Below are 17262 nucleotides of genomic sequence, written 5' to 3'. Positions count from 1 at the left end.
TTCACGCGAGCGGGCAGCGCGCCCCGAGGTCACCGCGACAGCGGATGAACACCCACATCCACTGCCTATGTGATCTTGACCGGGTTCACGACATCCGCGATCAGGACCAGGATCGTGAAGCAGACGAAGATCCCCGCCACCACATACGCGACCGGCATCAGCTTCGCCACGTCGAACGGGCCCGGGTCCGGGCGCTTGAGCACCTTCGCCAGGTTCCGCCGCAGCGCCTCCCACAGCGCGCCCGCGACATGCCCGCCGTCGAGCGGGAGCAGCGGGAGCATGTTGAACAGGAAGAGGGAGAGGTTGAAGCCCGCCACCAGCATCAGGGCCATGGCCAACTGCTGGGTGGGCGGGATGTCGAGCGTGAAGATCTCGCCGCCCACGCGGGCCGCGCCGACCACACCCATCGGGGAGTCGGCCTGGCGGGGGGCGCCGTCGAAGGCCGCGTTCCACAGGGCCGGGATCTTGCCGGGGAGGGCCGCGATGGAGTCGACGGCCTCGCCCATGCGGTCTCCCATCCAGGTCAGCGAGTCGCCGAAGTCCTGGCGGACGATGCCGGTGGCCGCGCTGAAGCCGAGGAAGCCGGCGGTGACGTACTGGCCCTGGACGATCTGGCCGCCGGAGTCCTTCTTGGCGACCTGGTTGGACGCGATCTTCGCGTGCAGGGTGACGTCCTGGCCCTTGCGCTCGACGACGATCGGGACCGTCTTGCCGGGGGCCGCGCGGATCAGGTCGGAGAGTTTGTTCCAGTCGGTCGTCTTGACGCCGTTGAAGCTGAGGATCTTGTCACCCGCCTTGAGGCCCGCCGCGGCGGCCGGGGAGGCGGGGTCGCTCGCCCTGCACGTGTCGCGGTTCTGGCTCTGTGCGATCACGCACTGGGAGACCGAGCTGACCGTGTTGGTCTGCTGCGAGATGCCGAAGCCCATCAGGACGGTGAGGAAGAGCGCCACCGCGAGGATGAGGTTCATGAAGGGGCCCGCGAACATCACGATGACCCGCTTCCAGGGCTTGCGGGTGTAGAAGAGGCGGGTCTCGTCGCCGGGCTCCAGCTCTTCGAAGGCCGCCGAGCGGGCGTCCTCGATCATGCTGCGCCAGGGCGAGGTGGAGCGCGCGGTGATCCGCCCGTCGTCGCCGGGCGGGAACATACCGATCATGCGGATGTAGCCGCCGAACGGGATGGCCTTGAACCCGTACTCGGTGTCGCCCTTCTTCCGGGACCAGATGGTCGGGCCGAAGCCGACCATGTACTGGGGCACCCGGATGCCGAAGAGCTTGGCCGTGGACAGATGCCCCAGCTCGTGCCAGGCGATCGAGACCAGCAGGCCGACCGCGAAGACGACTATGCCGAGGATCATCATCAGGGCTGTCATGCACGCGCCTCCGCGTTCGCCGTGGTCGTCTGCGCTGTCAGTTCACGGGCCCGGGCGCGTGCCCAGGTCTCCGCCTCGAGGACGTCCGGCACGGTCAGGGAAGTTCCCGTGGCCGGTGTCCCGTGTTCCTCGACCACCTGTGTCACCGTCTCCATGATTCCGTTGAACGGCAGCGCGCCCGCGCGGAACGCCTCCACGCACTCCTCGTTCGCCGCATTGAACACCGCCGGAGCCGTGCCCGCGAGCTGTCCCACATGCCGGGCGAGGCCGACCGACGGAAACGCGTCGGTGTCGAGCGGGAAGAACTCCCACGTCGACGCCTTGCTCCAGTCGAACGCGGGCGCCGCGTCGGGCACCCGCTCGGGCCAGCCGAGCCCGATGGCGATCGGCCCGCGCATGTCGGGGGGCGTCGCCTGGGCGAGTGTCGAACCGTCCGTGAATTCCACCATCGAGTGGACATACGACTGCGGGTGCACGACCACCTCAATGCGATCGAAGGGAATGTCGTACAGCAGATGCGCCTCGATCACTTCCAGACCCTTGTTCACCAGGGTCGCGGAGTTGATCGTGATCACCGGGCCCATGGCCCAGGTGGGGTGCGCGAGGGCCTCTTCGACGGTCACTCGCGCCAGGTCCGCTTTGCTACGGCCGCGGAAGGGGCCGCCGGACGCGGTGACGACCAGCTTGCGGACATCGGCGCGGGTACCGGCCGCGAGGGCCTGGAAGAGCGCCGCGTGCTCGGAGTCCACCGGGATGATCTGGCCGGGCTTGGCGAGCGCCTTCACCAGCGGGCCGCCGACGATGAGCGACTCCTTGTTGGCGAGCGCGAGGACGCGACCCGCCTCCAGGGCGGCGAGGGTGGGCGCGAGGCCGATGGATCCGGTGATGCCGTTCAGCACGGTGTGGCAGTCGGAGGCGGCGACCTGGGTGGCCGCGTCGGGACCGGCCAGGATCTCGGGGAGCGGCTCTCCGGTGCCGTACTGCGCCGCGAGCGCTTCGCGCAGTGCCGGTACGACGTCCTCGCGGGCGACCGCGACCGTCCGCACCCTCAGCTGGTACGCCTGCTCGGCGAGGAGCCCGACCCGGCCGCCGTTCGCGGAGAGCGCGGTGACCCGGAAACGGTCCGGGTTGCGCAGTACCAGGTCGATGGCCTGGGTGCCGATGGACCCGGTGGACCCGAGGATCACCAGGGCCTTGGGACCGTCGCCCACGACGGGGTCGTAGACGAGATGTGGGTCGGCGAGGGGTGCTGGGCTGTCGCTCATCCCTCCATTGTTGCCGCAACGGGTGCCCGCGTGGACAGCGGTTCCCTCGGGCGGGTGGCATATCGGCTCTCGTCGGTGATTGAAGGGAAATCCCCCTTTGTGAATGAGGCGTGAAGGTCTTGTGATAACACTTCTGTCCTACGTCGGTGGACGACCGACGAGTGGACGACATCCTGGGGGGATTCTCCATGCGGATACGCGCTGCCCTGCCCGCGCTCGCGGGCGCCGCGATACTCACCGGCACACTGCTGAGCACTCCGGCCGAGGCCGCCGGCGGGGTCACGATCTACCACGTCTGGTTCGACAGCCCGGGCTCGGACAACCGCTCCAACACGAGCCTGAACGGCGAGTGGGTGCAGATCAAGAACACCAGCCGGTCGGCGATCTCGCTCAAGGGGTGGGTCCTCAAGGACGTCTCGAACCACCGGTACGTCTTCAAGAACATCAAGATCGGCGCCGGCAAGTACATCAAGGTGCACACCGGCAAGGGCTCGGACACCGCGTCGAACACGTACCAGGGCCGTGCCGCGTACGTCTGGAACAACACCAGCGACACGGCGACGCTGACCAGAGCGACCGGCAGCAAGGTCGACACCTGTTCGTGGACGACACGGGATCCGAGCGACAAGTACTGCTGATCCGGGGCTAGTCGACGGTTCGGTGCACGTTGTCCAGCTTGCTCGGACCGGGGGAGGCATCGGCGATCCACGGGCCCTCGCCCGACGGGTCGACGATGCCCTCCTCCAGCCAGGTGTACGCGCCGCCCATGACGCCCTTGACCACCTTGCGGTCGAGGTCGTCGGTGTTGGTCCACAGCCGGCCGAAGAGTTCCTCGACGCGGATGCGGGACTGTTGGCAGAAGGCGTCGGCGAGTTGGTAGGCCTCGCGGCCGTGATCGCCCTGGGTGCGCAGGAGTTCGGCCCGCACGCAGACCGCGCTCATCGCGAAGAGCTCCGCGCCGATGTCGACGATCCGGCCCAGGAAACCCTGCTTGGTCTCCATCCGGCCCTGCCAGCGGGACATCGCGTAGAAGGTCGAGCGGGCGAGCTTGCGGGCGTTGCGCTCGACGTAGCGAAGGTGCTTGGAGAGGTCGATGCCGTGGCGGAACTCGCCGTAGGTGCCCGGGAGTTGGCCGCTGCCCGCGACCAGCTTCGGGAGCCACTTGGCGTAGAAGACACCCGCGTTGGCGCCCGCCTTCGCCTTGTCGGAGAGGGACTTGTCCGGGTCGATGAGGTCACCGGCGACCTTGAGGTGGGCGTCGACGGCCTCGCGGGCGATGAGGAGATGCATGATCTCCGTCGAGCCCTCGAAGATGCGGTTGATCCGGAGATCGCGCAGAACCTGTTCGGCGGGGACCGCCCGCTCGCCGCGCGCCGCGAGCGATTCCGCCGTCTCGAAGCCGCGGCCGCCGCGGATCTGGACCAGCTCGTCGGCCATCAGCCAGCCCGTCTCGGAGGCGAAGAGCTTGGCCAACGCGCCCTCGATACGGATGTCGTTGCGGTCCTCGTCGGCCATCTGGCTGGACAGGTCGAGTACGGCCTCCAGGGCGAAGGTCGTCGCCGCGATGAACGAGATCTTCTTGCCCACGGCCTCGTGCTCGGCGATCGGCCTGCCCCACTGCTCACGGGCCGCCGACCACTCACGGGCGATCTTCAGACACCACTTGCCTGCGGCCACGCAGGACGCGGGGAGGGAGAGGCGGCCCGTGTTGAGGGTGGTGAGGGCGATCTTGAGGCCCGCGCCCTCGGGGCCGATGCGGTTGGCGGCCGGGACCCGGACCTGGTGGAAGCGGGTGACGCCGTTCTCGATGCCGCGCAGGCCCATGAAGGCGTTGCGGTTCTCGACGGTGATGCCGGGCGAGTCGGCCTCCACGACGAACGCCGTGATGCCGCCCCTGCTGTCCTCGGTCTTCGGTACCCGGGCCATCACGACCAGCAGATCGGCGACCACGCCGTTGGTGGTCCACAGCTTCACGCCGTCGAGGACGTACGCGTCCCCGTCCCGCACCGCGCTGGTCGCCAGGCGTGCCGGGTCGGAGCCGACGTCCGGTTCGGTGAGCAGGAAGGCGCTGATGTCGGTGCGGGCGCAGCGGGGCAGGAACTCCGCCTTCTGCTCGTCGGTGCCGAACAGTTTCAGCGGCTGCGGTACGCCGATCGACTGATGCGCCGAGAGCAGCACACCGACCGCCGGGCAGGCCGAGCCCGCCAGGGCCAGCGCCTTGTTGTAGTACACCTGGGTGAGGCCGAGGCCGCCGTACTTGGTGTCGATCTTCATGCCGAGGGCGCCGAGCTCCTTGAGGCCGGCGATGACCTCGTCGGGGATGCGGGCCTCGCGTTCGATGCGGGCGGCGTCGATCTCCGTCTCGCAGAAGACGCGCAGCTTCGCGAGGAACTCCTCGCCGCGCCGGGCGTCCTCCTCGGCCGGGAGGGGATGGGGGTGGATCAGATCGAGGCGGAGCCGGCCGAGGAACAGTTCCTTGGCGAAGCTGGGCTTGCGCCAGTCCTGTTCCCGGGCCGCCTCCGCCACCTGCCGGGCCTCTCGCTCGGTGACGGTGGGTTTGCTGGATGGAGCGGACATGAGGCTCACCTCGCCGCGAATCGGGCCGTCGGTGCCGTGTGGTTACCGATGGGTGCTACCCGTTCGTATGTACCCGATCCGCCGCGAAGCGGCCACCCTTCGCGCGTCCGTTCAGCCGATGTCGACGGAGTACGCCTTGGTGTCAAGGCGCCCCGAGCCCTTGAAGACCTCGGTGCCGGACTCGATACCGGAGAGGTACTTGTCGTTGCTCAGCAGCTTGCGGCGGACCAACGCCTGGGTGAAGTCGTCGATGTTCAGGCTCGCCTTGGTGGTGTTGGTGCGGCGGACGAAGGAGTACACGTTCCAGCCGATGTTGCCCCGGTAGATGTCCCACATGGCGCCGTCGAGGCTGACGCTGCCGTACTTGGTGCCGAGCGGGCCCGCGCCGCCCTGCCGGTCGAGCCAGATCATGATCTCGTCGGTGGGCTGGTCGGCCCAGTCGGCGGTGTTCTTGGAGTGCAGCCACAGGTCGTACGCGACGTCGAGCGTGCCGGGGTTGGAGCTGAGCGAGAAGTCCCAGCTCGTCTTCACCGGCTTGCGGTCGCCGACGCGGATCGGCAGTCCGGTGGTCGCCTTGTCGACCTTCCAGCCCCAGTGCCAGCCGAGGACGGTGCTGGCGTACGACTTCACGTCCGCGTCCGTGCCCTTGCCGCTGTTGGCCCAGCTGAAGGACGTACCCCACGAAATGGTGGACCCCGACTGGGAGTTGTCCCAGACGCACTGGCTGCCGGTGGCCTTGTCCTGGCCCCAGAGGTTGTTGTTCACGTAGTACTTGCCGAGCGTGACGGTGTCGAAGGCCCCGCACTTCTTGCTCGACTCACCCGCCTGGGCGACGGTGACACCGGCGAGGGCCGCGAGCGCGACCGCGCCCGCGGCCAGCACCTTCGCCTTCTTCGAGAGACGGGGTCTGCGGTGTTGCATCGGGGGTCCTTCCGGGGGACGGTTCGTCTACGACCTCCCAGTGGCCGCCGACCCGCCCGGAGGTTGCCTCCGCCCTCGCGAAGAAGCTCACCGGACCGACCGCATCGAGAAAGTGTCGAAGCGCTTCGACAACCTATGGACACCCACACCGCCTGAAGCTAATGTCGAACCACCCTCACTCGCCCTTGTCAGCAATGCGCACTGTCGAAGCGCTTCACAAAGCTTGGAGAGCTGGATGGTCACCCTCGCCGAGGTCGCCCAGCACGCCGGAGTCTCGGCGAGCACGGTGAGCTATGTCCTCAGCGGCAAGCGGTCCATCTCCGGAGCCACCCGGCAGCGGGTCGAGCAGAGCATCCGCGAGCTGGGCTACCACCCGAACGCGGGCGCCCGCGCCCTGGCCAGCAGCCGGTCGAACATCATCGCGCTGATGGTGCCGCTGCGCACGGACATGTACGTCCCGGTGATGATGGAGATCGCCATCGCCGTGGCGACCACCGCCCGGCTGCACGGCTACGACGTGCTGCTGCTCACCGGCGAGGAGGGTCCGGACGCGGTGCGCCGGGTCACCGGCAGCGGGCTCGCCGACGCGATGATCCTGATGGACGTCGAACTCGCCGACGAGCGGCTGCCGTTGCTGCGCGGCACCGACCAGCCCTCCGTCCTCATCGGCCTCCCCGCCGACACCACCGGACTGACCTGCGTCGACCTGGACTTCGGGGCGACCGGCGCGCTGTGCGTCGAGCACCTCGCCAAGCTCGGTCACCACGACATCGCTGTCATCGGCGAGGCACCCGCGGTCTACGAACGGCACACCGGTTTCGCCGAGCGCACCCTCGACGGACTCCGGTCCCGCGCACGGGAGTTGGGCCTGCGGGTGCTGCACCGTCCGTGCGAGGGCGGGTACGACGCGATGACGACGACCCTGGCCCGGATCTTCGACGAGCGCCCCGGCACCACGGGCTTCGTCGTGCAGAACGAGTCGGCGGTCGAGCCGCTGCTCGCGCTGCTGCGCCAGCAGGGCCGGGCCGTGCCGGAGGACGTGTCGGTGGTCGCCGTCTGCCCCGACCAGGTCGCCACCCAGGCCTCGGTGCGGCTGACGTCCGTCGCCATCCCCGCGCAGGAGATGGGCCGTTACGCCGTGGAGCACCTGGTGGCCAAGCTGGACGGCCGCGGCAGTGACGAAGTCGTGCTGATCGCACCGGAGTTGACGGTGCGGGCGAGTACGGGACCGGCGCCGTCGGCTTCTTGACCAGCCACGCTCCCCGTGTTTGTGCGGTTACCCCCTTCTGATGTCCTCCAGGAGCGCTCCTCGTGAATCAGCCTGCCGTAATCCAGTCCGAGGTCAGTCTCGCGCAGTCCTCCCCCACCGTCGGAACGTTCCGCGAGCGGGACGGCGCCCTGGAGTGGAGCGGGCGACAGGAGACTTTGCGGATCGAGCCGTGGGGGCCCGACGCGGTCCGGGTCAGGGCCCGGCTCGGCGGTCCGCTGCTCGACGGGCTGCCCGGCGCACTCCTGGACGAGGCACCGCCCACCGAGGCGACGGTCAAGATCGAGGACGGTCAAGGGACCCTGACCGTGGGCGCGTTGACCGTCCACGTCGACGCCGAGGGTCTGATCCGCTTCCTGCGCACGGAGGACTCCGCCGAGCTCCTCGCCGAAGCCCGCGCCCACTTCTGGTGGCCCGGCTCGCGCCTCTACACGGCGGTCGGCAACGGCCACCACCGCCTGGAGCAGCGCTTCGCCGCGTACGAGGACGAGAAGCTGTACGGCCTCGGGCAGCACCAGCACGGGAAGTTGGACCAGAAGGGGCTGGTCCTCGACCTGGTTCAGCGCAATGCCGAGGTCGGCATCCCGGTGCTCGTCTCCAGCCGCGGCTACACCCTGCTGTGGAACAACCCGGCGATCGGCCGCGTGGAGCTGGCCGGCAACGGCACGCGCTGGGTGGCCGATTCGGCCCGGCAGCTCGACTACTGGATCACCGCGGGCGACCCGGCCGACGGCCAGCGCCGCTACAGCGCGGTGACGGGCCGTACGCCGATGCTGCCGGCGTGGGCGGCGGGCTTCTGGCAGTGCAAGCTGCGCTACCGCACCCAGGCCGAACTCCTCGCCGTGGCACGGGAGTACAAGCGCCGGGGTCTGCCCCTGTCGGCGATCGTCTGCGACTTCTTCCACTGGACGCATCTGGGCGACTGGAAGTTCGACCCGGCCGAGTGGCCCGACCCGGCGGCGATGGTCGCCGAACTCGCCGACATGGGCGTGAAGTTGGTGGTGAGCGTCTGGCCGTCGGTGTCCCCGCTCAGCGAGAACCACTCGGTGCTGGAACAGCGCGGCTACCTCATCGGCACCCAGTACGGCCCGATGGCCCACGCCGACTGGCCGGACAAGGGGGTCGCCTCGACCGTCCAGGTCGCCTTCTACGACGCCACGAACCCCGAGGCCCGCGCGTTCCTGTGGTCGAAGATCCGCGACAACTACCTTGTGCCGTACGGCATCACGGCCTTCTGGCTGGACGCCTGCGAGCCGGAGCTGAAGCCGGGCTTCCCGGAGAACCTGCGCTACTGGGCGGGCCCGGGCCTGGAGGTCGGCAACCTCTACCCGGCCGAGAACTCCCGTACCTTCCACGAAGGGCTGCTGGCCGAAGGGGAGTCTGAGGTCATCACCCTCAACCGCTCGGCGTGGGCGGGCAGTCAGCGCCACGGCGCCGCGCTCTGGTCGGGCGACATCGGCACCGACTTCCCGACCCTGCGCCGCCAGATAGCGGCGGGTCTCAACACCGCGCTGTCCGGCATCCCTTGGTGGAACACGGACATCGGCGGCTTCCACGGCGGCGACCCGGACGACCCGGCGTACCAGGAGGTCATGGTCCGCTGGTTTCAATTCGGCGCGCTTTCACCGTTGATGCGTTTGCACGGCTTCCGCGATCCGGGCATGCCGCTGGGCCCCGACATGACCGGCGGCCCCAACGAGGTCTGGTCGTACGGCGATCGGGCCCTGCCGATCCTGGAGAAGTACCTGCGGCTGCGCGAGCGCCTCAAGCCGTACATCCTCGACGTGATGCGCGCCGCGCACGAGGAGGGGCTGCCGGTGATGCGGCCGCTGTTCCTGGAGTTCCCCGAGGACCCGGCGGCCTGGTCGGTGGACGACGCGTATCTCTTCGGCCCCGACCTGCTGGTAGCGCCGGTACTGGCGGCGGGCGCCACGGTCCGTACGGCCTATCTCCCGGCGGGCGTGTGGTGGACGGACGCGTGGACGGGCACGACGTACGAGGGCGGTACGGCGGTCACGGTCGACGCCCCGCTGGACCGGATTCCGCTGTTCCTGCGGGACGGGGCGACGTTGCCGGTGGCGGAGTAGGGACGGGGGCGCCCGGTTCGGGGGGTGGGCGCCCCAGCCGTGACGCTTCCGTTGTGCGGAACTGTGGGCTCCGTCACAGCCGTACCGATCTTGTTCTGCTGGACTCCTCCGATGGTCTTACGCAAGCTCGCCGGCGCGGCGGGCCTGGTCGCTTTCGCCCTGTACCTCTGGGGCCTGCTCAACGTCATGGGCGCCCTGCTGGAGGCGGGGGACGGCGGCACCGACTCCGCTCCCCCGCGGCCCTGCCGCACGGCCAACCGGCAGTACGACCAACGGGTGTTGAGTGTCACCGACTACTCGGTGGACTTCGTCCCGCTGCGGTTCGTCTGCAAGACGAAGGACGGCGGCAGCTTCGTCTCCGGCACGGTTCCCGGCTACGTCAACCCGGCCGTGTTCGGCCTCGTGCTGACCGCCCTCGGCTGCTGGGTCGCCGGCCTGGTCGCGGCGCCGCCCGGCCCTCGCGGAGTGCGGGGACCGGGCGGCTGAGCGGCTGAGCACAGTGCCGGGGTGGGTCAACTACTGGTGACGCTCTCGCTGTTGGTGGTGAAGTCGAGCCCGCCGGACGAGGACGTGATCTCGAAGCCGAACTGCAGATCCCCGATGGTCACGTTGCCGAACCAGCCCTTGGTGTCCTTGATCCACTTGAGGATGGGCAGGATGTCGACCGTGCCGGAGGTCGAGTTGGAGGTGCGCAGGAACGAGAACACGTCGTTGCTGCCGTTGTTGCCCTTGTAGACGGTCCAGGTCGAACCGCCCAGCGTGAGGGTGCCCTGCGAGGTGCCGAGGGCACCGACGGCTCCGGTCTTGTTGACCCAGAGCATGATCTCGTAGTCGTAGTTGGTGTCCCAGATGTCGTACGACGTGTTGTACGAACCGGACGACGGCACCGTGACGTTGTAGCTGCTCTTGAGCGAACCGAGCGCGGTGATCGACTTGTTGATCACCTTCTTGGCGTTGGGGTAGGACTTGATGCCGCCGGTGTTGGGGTGGTTGGCGTTGACGCCCCAGTTGGTACCGGAGTTGGCCCAGATGCACTGGCTGCCGGCGCCGGAGCCCCAGATGTTGTTGTAGAGCGTGTAGCCGTTCAGGGTCGTGGTGCCCCACTGGTCGCAGGAGCTCCAGACGGCGGCGGAGGCGGGGGCCGAGGCGAGTCCTACGGTGGCGCCGAGCGCGAGTGCGGGGGCGAGCAGCGCCATGGTGAGCCTGCGGGTGCGTGTTGCCATGGTGTCCCTTCCATGGGTGGGGGGATGTGCGAGTGGCTACCGCGCCCCCAGGGTGAGGACGCGGTCTTCTCCGGCGACGAGGTGGAGCGGCTCCGTGCCGGAGGAAGTCCGGAGTTCGACGCGGTGGGTTCGGGACGGCCGGATCAGCGCTGTGGCGGAGTGGGGCGCCCAGCTCAGGTCGACCTCCGCCCCGAACCTCGTGCGTACGCCGGTGAGTCGACCGTGCGGATACGCCGCCGGCAGCGCGGGCAGCAGGACCAGCCGGTCCGGGGTGGACTGCACGAGCGCCTCGATCAGCACGCCGGGCAGTGTGTGTGCGGCGTCCGCGTTGTAGACGTCGCGGTTCGGGTAGTGCGCGCTCATGAGCGAGGCGTGGAAGAAGTCGCCGTCGAGGACCTGACCGAGGGCGTGCGCGACCCGTTCGCCGTCGCGGAGCCGGGCGGCGACGAGCGCGTGGTGGAGGTGGCCGTGCGCGGAGTCGTTCTCGGCGCCCCGGAGTCGGAGAGCGCGGTGGGCGGCCGCCGCGAGGTCCGGGGTGTCGTAGGGGGTGATCTCGTCGAGCGGCCAGACGCCGTAGAGGTGGCTGAGGTGCCGGTGGTCGTAGCTGTCGTCGAGGCCCGGTCGGGCCCATTCGGCCAGTGCGCCCTGGGAGTTGACGCGGTGCGGCGGCAGCCGGTCGGCGAGCGCGCGCCAGCGGTCGGCGTCGGGGCCCGGGTGGTAGTCGGCGGCGGTGCGGAGTGCGTGGCGGGCGGCGGAGAGGTCCATGGCCGCGTCGATCGCGCCCCAACTGGCGTTCGCGGGGCGGTTCTCGGGCGAGTAGGAGGGGACGACGACCAGGTGACCGTCCGGGTCCGCACGGGTCAGGAAGTCCTCGTAGAACAGGGCGACTTCGGCGAGGGCGGCGGCGGTGCGCGGGTCGCGCTCGCCGCGCGTCTCGTCGTGGTCGACGAGCGGCTTGAGCAGCCAGTCGGCCCCGGCGGTCCACAGGTGCAGCGGGTACTCACGACTGAAGTGGTACGACAGCCCCGACTCGCCGTCCGTGTGCGCGGGCGCGACGACACCCCGGGCACCGAAGACGGCACGGGCGTTCTCCCGCCAGTCGTCGAGTTGACGGTGGATCAGAGAAGCGAGGGCGTCGGTGACTTCGGGGAGGGCGGCGCTCGCCGCGGACGCGGTCTGGAGGTTGAGGTTCGCGTCGTTGGTGAACGCCCCGGACCAGGCCGTGTCCCAGTCGCCGGTCCACAGTCCGGTGAGACGGGGCGGGAGCAGGCCGCTGGCGGAGAGCAGGTGATAGCGGCCGGCGGCGAAGAGCCGTTCCAGGAGGGCGGGGCTGCGGGTGCGCTTCAGCAACTCGGTGCCGGGGAGGGCCCGTTCGTCGGCGTTGTCGGCCTCGTCGGCTTTGCCTGCGCGCAGATCGAGGGCGACGCGGGTGTAGGCCGTGCGGTGGAGGGCGAGGTGCCGGTCGAGGAGGGTGTCGTAGGGCTGCCGGTCGGCGAGCAGCTCCCGAAGGGCGCTGGTCTCCGCCACGACGTCCAACTCGCCCGTGTGGCGTCGGACCCGGGTGAGGAGAAGGACGTCGGTGGCCCCGGCGATGCGAACTCCCGGCGAGGTGAGCCGTGTTGTGCCGCCGGTGACCACGGCCAAGGTGACCCCGGTGTACGCGCGATCGCTGTCGGGATAGCGGACGCGGAGGGTGAGGACGGCGCCGTCGGGGGTGAGGAGTGTGCCGTGACCGACACCCAACCCGGTTGGTGCGCCCGGGAGTTGATGGTCCTGGGCGAGGTCGAGGGTGAGGTCGGGGGCCATGACGTGCTGGACGATCACGTCGTCGGCGCGGGAGACGAAGACACAGCTGCGCCAGTCGTCGCAGCGGGCGGTGACCTCGCCGGTGGTGAAGTCGACGGACCGGTGGTAGTCGCTCCCCGCCTCGCCGGCCGGCCTGCGCAGCCGTAGCTGGAAGGCCGGGTGGAAGGGCTGCACCCACTGGAGCGGGCGGCCGTCGGTGAACTCCTCGGCGGCGGTGAGGTCACCGGCGAGCAACCGGTCCTGGAGTGCGGGGAGTTCGGCGGCCAGATGGGGAGGCCGGGCGTGTTCGGCGCCGTTCGGGCGGACGAGGGTGTGATGGGTGACGATGACGCGGTCGTCCTTCGGATCGCCGAACACGAGGACGCCGTGGTGACCGTTGCCGCTGAGGTAGGCGTCCTCCCAGCGGGTCGCGGGGAGGGGTTCCCAGGTGCCGTGCGTGGGACCGCCGAGCACCGTGTCGCCGGTCATGGTCGCAACACCGCCACTCCGTAGCGGCCGAGGGTGATCTCGCCCTCGACGGTCACATCGGTGAGCACATCACGCCGGGTGCCCGGGAGTTCGACGGTGACCGGATCGCGCCCGTGGTTGAGCAGGAACAGCGACTCCCCGCGCCGTACGGCCTCGACGCCCGCCGGAACCCCGTCGAGGACCGGACGGACGCCCGCGCCGTCGGCGACCCGGGCGAGCAGGGCGCGCAGCGCGTGCGGCTCCGGGAGCGTCGAGACGTACCAGGAACGGCCCGTGCGCAGGACGGCGGGGAGGCCGTCCAACTCGCCGCCCTTGTACGGGATCACCTCGTCGACGGTGTCGTCCTCGGGCTCGATCTCCTCCGACCAGAGCGTGCCGCGGAAGCCCTCGCACTCGACGGTCTCCCTCGCGTCCAGCGGCCACCACTCGTGCAGGGTGCGGATGCCGAAGAGTTCGCGGAGGCGGGCGTCCATGCCGCCGGGGCGCACCCGGTCGTCCTCGTCGGCGATGCCGGTCAGGAAGCCGCAGACAAGGGTGCCGCCACCACGGACGTAGGAGAGGAGGTTGTCGATCGCGGTGTCGGTGAGGAGGTAGAGCTGCGGAACGATCACCAACGTGTAGGCGGACAGGTCGTGTCCGGGGTGGGCGAAGTCGGTGGCGAGGTGGGACTCCCACAGGGCGCGGTGCCAGGCACGGAGGACCTCGGTGTGGTCGACCTCGGTGGAGAGGCGACCGTCCTGCGCACCGGCCCACCAGGCGTCCCAGTCGTGCAGGATCGCAATGTCCGCGGCGATGTGACCACCTGTCACCTCACTCCCAATGCGGGCGAGTTCGGCGCCGAGCTGCTTCACCTCCTGGAAGGTGCGGCCCCGCTCCCCCGCGTGGCTGAGCATCCCGGAGTGGAACTTCTCGGCGCCCTGCCGGGATTGGCGCCACTGGAAGTAGCAGACGGCGTCGGCGCCGCGGGCCACGGCCTGGAGGGACCAGAGGCGGTTGAGTCCGCGTGGCTTCGGGTGGTTCACTCCGCGCCAGTTGACCGGTCCGGCCGCCTGCTCCATGAGCATCCAGGGGCCGCGCGCCTGGGAGCGGGTCAAGTCCTGGATCAGGGCGGCGCTTTGGGCGGCCAGCGGATCGCGCGGATCGGGATAGAGGTCGACCGAGACGACGTCCTCCTCCTCGGACCAGCGCCAGGCGTCCTGCCCGACCCACAGCGGCATGAAGTTGGTGGTGACCGGGAGGTGCGGGGTGTGCCGGCGGACGATGTCGCGTTCGGCGGTGTAGCACTCCAGGAGCATGTCGGAGGTGAAGCGCCGGAAGTCGAGCACGTGGGTGGGGTTGTTGAGGTAGTGGGCGTGACGCGGCGGCAGGACGCCGTCCCAGGTGTCGTAGCCCTGGCTCCAAAACGCCGTGCCCCAGGCCGAGTTGAGGGCGTCGAGCGTGCCGTATCGAGCGCGCAGCCAGCGGCGGAAGGCGACGGCGGCCTCGTCGCCGTAGTCGAAGGTGCAGTACTCGTTGTTGATGTGCCACATCGTGAGGGCGGGATGGCCGGCGTAACGGGCGGCCAGGGCCTCGGTGATGGCGGCGGCGTGGTGGCGGTAGACGGCGCTGGAGTGCGAGAAGTGCTGGCGTCCGCCCCACCACTCGATCCGGCCGTCGGCGTCCCGGGGCAGGGTATCCGGGTGGAGGCGGCCGAGCCACGGCGGCGGGGAGGAGGTGGGGGTGGCGAGCACGACCCCGATCCCGCTGCCGTGCATCAGGTCCATCAGCCGGTCGAGCCAGCCGAACTCCCTTGCTCCCGGCTCGGGTTCGAGCTTGGCCCAGGAGAAGACGCCGAGGGTGACGGAGTTGACGCCGGCGTCCCGCATCAGCCGGACGTCCTCGGCCCAGGTCTCCTCGGGCCACTGCTCGGGGTTGTAGTCACCGCCGAACAGGATGCGTCCGCGAGTGGTGTCGCTGAGCTGAGGCATCAGACGCGCTCCCCGTACTGGATGCCGCGCCCGTTGGTGGCGAGGTACACGCGGCCGTACACGCGCGGGTCACCGACGATGCACTGTCCGGTCCAACCCCACTGATGCCGGTCGTCGTTGATGCGCACCCAGGTCTTCGCCTCGTCGTCGGAGCGGTAGACGGCGGTGACGGTCTCGGTGGAGCCGACCTGGTAGATCGCCGGGTAGTCGGCGCCGGGGGCGGGTCTGCCGAAGCCGAGGGTGTAGGAGGCCCAGCAGCTGGCGACCTTGCTGAAGCTCGCCCCACCGTCGACGGACCGGTAGAGCCCGTTCCACTTGACGCTCAACCACAGGTCGCCGGACCTGCCGGGCGCCGCCACGAGCTGGAACTGACTGTCCCCGGCGGGCAGCCCACCCGCACGCGCGGTGAACGAGAGGCCACTGTCAGTGCTGGCGTATAGCGTTCCTGTGTCGGTGTCGTACGCGTAGAAGAGCGTCGGGTCGGCCGGGTCGGCGACCGGCGTGGCGCCCTTCGGGAAGGAGGAGACCTCGGACCAGGTCGCGCCGTTGTCCGCCGAGCGGTGGGCTGCGTACTTCGTGCCGTCCCAGTGCACGAAGGACCACAGCAGCGTACTGCCGTCGGCGCCGGTGGCGATCGGCCCCGGTGCGTCGTGGGCGAGAGAGGGCTGGGCAGCGAAGGGCGCCCAGGTCCGGCCGCCGTCGCCCGACCAGGCACCGTTGCCGTTGTCGCCCCAGCCCGTGCGGACGACGTACGACGGCCTGCCCGCGGCCTGCGCGATCCCGGTCGCCGACCCGAACACGGGGTTCGTCGCCATGCCGCGCGACGGAGACGCCGTGAGCCGCTCGTGGTACATCACCCCGATGTCCCGCGAGGCGCTGATCAGGTGCGCCTCCCCGACCGGGGGCGAGATCAGCTGGATCACGGACGTCTCCTCCAGGCCACGGATCCGCGGCGCCCAGTGGGTGAGGTCACGCGTGCCGTAGAGCGTGGCGCCGGTGCCGTAGACGACGTGCTTCGAGTCGTACGGGTCGACGGCGACGGCCTGGATCCACCAGCCGAACTTCGGCTGGTCCGCACCCCACTTGAGGAAAGGAGTCTCGGACACGTCGAAGACGGCGGAGTCCTTGAGGGACGTCCAGGTACGGCCGCCGTCGGTGGTCCGGTACAGGGTGTCGACGGCCGCCCAGCGGTTGTTGGTGGACACGACGACGGTGCCTGCACGGCGGGCGTCGACGGCGACCCCGCCATAACCGAAGGTGTCGCTGCCGCCGGGCTGGACCGGGGTGACGTCCGTCCAACGGCCGCTGGCGGGAGCGAACTTGTGCACACTGCCGGTGGACTGGCCGTTGGGCCCGGGTGCGTCGGCGTACGTCACATACAGCTCGCGGCTGCGGGCGTCGTACGCGGCGCGGATCGGGACCTTGGCGGAGGTGCCGGTGGGCTGCGCGGGGACGGCCGTCCAGGTGGTGCCGTCGGTGGTGCGGTGGAGGTTGACGGCGGTCGCGGTCCCGTCGCCGTCGCCCCACCCGGCGTAGACGGCGCGGCCGACGGCGACGAGGAAGGTGACGCCCCGGCCGCTCGCGCTCGGGGCGGCCGGGAAGTCGCCGACGGCTGCCCAAGTGGCGCCCCGGTCGGTCGACTTGAGCAGGCCGTCGTGCCGGGTGCCGAGCCACAGGGTGTCACTGTCACGCGGATCGACGAGGAGCCGCTCTCCGGCACCACGTCCGTCCTCGTTGCCGCCGAGCTTCACGGTGAGGTCGGTGCGGGTCCAGGTGGCGCCCCGGTCCTCGGAGCGGAGGACCGCGCCGTTGCTCGCCCAGGACTGGGCGTACGTGCCGACGGCGAGATACAACCGGTCCGGATGTGCGGGGTCGACGGCGAGGGCCTCCACGCCGAGCAAGTTCCAGTCGTCCCAGCCGAGTTGGTCGGTGAGGGGGGTCCAGCGGGCGGTCCGGTCGTCCCAGCGGTAGGCGCCGCCGATGTCGGTACGGGCGTAGGCGAGACCGCGGACGGAAGGGTGGAACAACACACCGGTGACAAATCCAGTGCCTCCCATTACGGCATTGCGCCAGCGGTAGGAGGGGGTTTCCGCCGCATGTGCTTTCGCGGTGACACCCGGCACGGTGGTGAGCGCGGCGGCGGCCGCGGTCCCGGCAAGAACGGCCCGGCGGCTCAGTCGGGACGCAAGCATGCGCATACCTCGCTGTATGAGATGGGGTGAGGGGACTTGCTTTGAAGGGGCGCGGGGCTGTGTCGATGTGCGGCTCCGCCGGGTGGGCGCGACCAGCCACAACGCATCCACAGGCGACA

Annotated in this window: 12 protein-coding genes; 4 read left to right on the top strand and 8 right to left on the bottom strand. The window is 70.0% G+C overall.

Annotation, left to right across the window (positions count from 1 at the left end):
- Positions 1 to 65: 65 nt before the first annotated feature.
- Complete coding sequence (locus JHN63_RS07800) at positions 66 to 1358, bottom strand: RIP metalloprotease (RefSeq protein WP_200678273.1); 1293 nt, start codon at positions 1356 to 1358, stop codon at positions 66 to 68.
- An 8-nt stretch (positions 1359 to 1366) separates the two neighbouring features.
- Entirely contained in the window at positions 1367 to 2635 is a 1269-nt protein-coding gene (dxr, locus tag JHN63_RS07795; protein ID WP_200678241.1) for a 1-deoxy-D-xylulose-5-phosphate reductoisomerase, read from the bottom strand.
- Positions 2636 to 2823: 188 nt separating this feature from the next.
- On the opposite strand from dxr, the gene JHN63_RS07790 reads away from it, so the two are divergent.
- Entirely contained in the window at positions 2824 to 3273 is a 450-nt protein-coding gene (locus tag JHN63_RS07790) for a lamin tail domain-containing protein (RefSeq protein WP_200678272.1), read from the top strand.
- Positions 3274 to 3280: 7 nt separating this feature from the next.
- Here the strand turns inward: JHN63_RS07790 and JHN63_RS07785 are convergent, their stop codons facing one another.
- Together JHN63_RS07785 and JHN63_RS07780 are read right to left on the bottom strand one after the other, a co-directional pair.
- Positions 3281 to 5212 (bottom strand): acyl-CoA dehydrogenase family protein, encoded by a 1932-nt coding sequence (locus JHN63_RS07785; RefSeq protein ID WP_200678239.1) that lies wholly within the window; start codon positions 5210 to 5212, stop codon positions 3281 to 3283.
- A 111-nt stretch (positions 5213 to 5323) separates the two neighbouring features.
- Positions 5324 to 6133, bottom strand: coding sequence for an endo-1,4-beta-glucanase (locus tag JHN63_RS07780; RefSeq protein WP_200678236.1), 810 nt, complete (start codon positions 6131 to 6133; stop codon positions 5324 to 5326).
- Positions 6134 to 6368: 235 nt separating this feature from the next.
- On the opposite strand from JHN63_RS07780, the gene JHN63_RS07775 reads away from it, so the two are divergent.
- From JHN63_RS07775 to JHN63_RS07765, 3 genes are all read left to right on the top strand, one after another.
- Positions 6369 to 7382 (top strand): LacI family DNA-binding transcriptional regulator, encoded by a 1014-nt coding sequence (locus JHN63_RS07775; RefSeq protein ID WP_200678234.1) that lies wholly within the window; start codon positions 6369 to 6371, stop codon positions 7380 to 7382.
- Positions 7383 to 7444: 62 nt separating this feature from the next.
- Positions 7445 to 9487: a TIM-barrel domain-containing protein gene (locus JHN63_RS07770; protein WP_200678232.1), complete on the top strand. Its 2043-nt coding sequence runs from the start codon at positions 7445 to 7447 to the stop codon at positions 9485 to 9487.
- A 111-nt stretch (positions 9488 to 9598) separates the two neighbouring features.
- Positions 9599 to 9973 carry a hypothetical protein gene (locus JHN63_RS07765; protein ID WP_200678231.1) on the top strand — a complete coding sequence of 125 codons (375 nt, stop codon included), beginning with the start codon at positions 9599 to 9601 and terminating at the stop codon, positions 9971 to 9973.
- 26 nt (positions 9974 to 9999) lie between these two features.
- On the opposite strand, the gene JHN63_RS07760 is transcribed toward JHN63_RS07765, so the two are convergent.
- From JHN63_RS07760 to JHN63_RS07745, 4 genes are read right to left on the bottom strand one after another with little or no spacing between them, the layout of a single operon-like run.
- Positions 10000 to 10710: a hypothetical protein gene (locus JHN63_RS07760; RefSeq protein ID WP_200678229.1), complete on the bottom strand. Its 711-nt coding sequence runs from the start codon at positions 10708 to 10710 to the stop codon at positions 10000 to 10002.
- A 36-nt stretch (positions 10711 to 10746) separates the two neighbouring features.
- Entirely contained in the window at positions 10747 to 12984 is a 2238-nt protein-coding gene (locus JHN63_RS07755; protein WP_200678227.1) for a glycoside hydrolase N-terminal domain-containing protein, read from the bottom strand.
- Positions 12981 to 14951, bottom strand: a complete 1971-nt coding sequence (locus JHN63_RS07750; protein WP_200678225.1) for a beta-galactosidase — start codon at positions 14949 to 14951, stop codon at positions 12981 to 12983. Before JHN63_RS07750 ends, JHN63_RS07755 begins: the two co-directional genes overlap by 4 nt.
- The gene (locus JHN63_RS07745; RefSeq protein ID WP_200678223.1) at positions 14951 to 17143 is read right to left on the bottom strand and encodes a sialidase family protein; all 2193 of its coding nucleotides are present in this window, start codon (positions 17141 to 17143) and stop codon (positions 14951 to 14953) included. The genes JHN63_RS07750 and JHN63_RS07745 overlap by 1 nt, the downstream gene beginning before the upstream one ends.
- Between the last annotated feature and the right edge of the window lie 119 nt (positions 17144 to 17262).

It is taken from the genome of Streptomyces sp. MBT65 (genome assembly GCF_016612545.1).
Classification (GTDB): domain Bacteria; phylum Actinomycetota; class Actinomycetes; order Streptomycetales; family Streptomycetaceae; genus Streptomyces.
The sequence above is the reverse complement of the archived record's forward strand: the minus strand, read 5'-3'. Positions and strand labels throughout refer to the sequence as shown.

Bases quoted from the DNA above. Each gene is read 5' to 3' on its own strand.
- JHN63_RS07780 (WP_200678236.1), bottom strand. From the start codon at position 6,133: ATGCAACACCGCAGACCCCGTCTCTCGAAGAAGGCGAAGGTGCTGGCC.
- JHN63_RS07750 (WP_200678225.1), bottom strand. From the start codon at position 14,951: ATGCCTCAGCTCAGCGACACCACTCGCGGACGCATCCTGTTCGGCGGT.
- JHN63_RS07745 (WP_200678223.1), bottom strand. From the start codon at position 17,143: ATGCTTGCGTCCCGACTGAGCCGCCGGGCCGTTCTTGCCGGGACCGCG.
- JHN63_RS07760 (WP_200678229.1), bottom strand. From the start codon at position 10,710: ATGGCAACACGCACCCGCAGGCTCACCATGGCGCTGCTCGCCCCCGCA.
- JHN63_RS07775 (WP_200678234.1), top strand. From the start codon at position 6,369: ATGGTCACCCTCGCCGAGGTCGCCCAGCACGCCGGAGTCTCGGCGAGC.
- JHN63_RS07785 (WP_200678239.1), bottom strand. From the start codon at position 5,212: ATGTCCGCTCCATCCAGCAAACCCACCGTCACCGAGCGAGAGGCCCGG.
- JHN63_RS07800 (WP_200678273.1), bottom strand. From the start codon at position 1,358: ATGATGATCCTCGGCATAGTCGTCTTCGCGGTCGGCCTGCTGGTCTCG.
- JHN63_RS07765 (WP_200678231.1), top strand. From the start codon at position 9,599: ATGGTCTTACGCAAGCTCGCCGGCGCGGCGGGCCTGGTCGCTTTCGCC.
- JHN63_RS07790 (WP_200678272.1), top strand. From the start codon at position 2,824: ATGCGGATACGCGCTGCCCTGCCCGCGCTCGCGGGCGCCGCGATACTC.
- dxr (WP_200678241.1), bottom strand. From the start codon at position 2,635: ATGAGCGACAGCCCAGCACCCCTCGCCGACCCACATCTCGTCTACGAC.
- JHN63_RS07755 (WP_200678227.1), bottom strand. From the start codon at position 12,984: ATGACCGGCGACACGGTGCTCGGCGGTCCCACGCACGGCACCTGGGAA.